This is a genomic window from Enterovibrio norvegicus (genome assembly GCF_002876705.1).
Taxonomy (GTDB): Bacteria; Pseudomonadota; Gammaproteobacteria; order Enterobacterales; family Vibrionaceae; genus Enterovibrio; species Enterovibrio norvegicus_B.
Genome location: NZ_MDAG01000037.1, coordinates 1 through 773 on the forward strand (window position 1 = coordinate 1; position 773 = coordinate 773).

Annotated in this window: 1 pseudogene; it reads left to right on the plus strand. The window is 55.4% G+C overall.

Going from position 1 to position 773, the window contains the following annotated elements:
* Window positions 1–12: 12 nt before the first annotated feature.
* Window positions 13–773 (plus strand): annotated as a pseudogene (locus BCT27_RS25690) (hypothetical protein); the annotation flags it as partial.

Here is a 773-nt window from a genome sequence, read left to right on the forward strand (position 1 = left end):
GATAACGGCACCGTGCGTTACCTTCGCAATGGCGAGCAAATCAGAGAAGTCAGTTACAGCGGCGACACGCCAGACTTCTATGTCGATTCCAGCTTCTACAGCGGCGCAATGCGCTTAAGCAATATCGAACTCACGCCCCTGTCTGGTGCTGGCTTTACCGCCGATGCAGACAATGACGGCGTGAACAACGATGTGGATTTGGACTCCGACAACGACACCATCCCTGACGTGATCGAAGCCGGCCTCGCTGATGCAGATGGTAGCCTGACTGTTGATAGCATTGACCTGCAAGCCAGCGTCGACCCTGCCCCAGATTCTGACGGCGATGGCATTCCAGATTACTTGGATTTAGAAAGTCAGAATGCTGAAAATGACGGCACCGCCTTCGACATGCACGGTTACCACTTCGCAGCCTTCGACACTAACGGTGACGGCATGCTTACCCTTCAAGATGGCGAAGGGGGCGGTGATGTGAATGGTAACGGGGTTGACGATCGTGCCGAAGACTCGGACGGTGATGGTATCTCCAACCCGAACGATGAAGACGATGACAACGACGGCACCCTCGATATCTATGATGCCTTCCCATTTGATCCAAACGAAGACACGGACACCGATGGTGATGGCGTCGGTGATAACGGCGATGCCTTCCCTACGGATGCCACGGAAACGACTGACACTGATGGGGACGGCGTGGGCGATAATGCCGATGCGTTCCCAACAGACGCCTCTGAAACCACCGACACCGATGGTGACGGTGTGGGCGACAATGC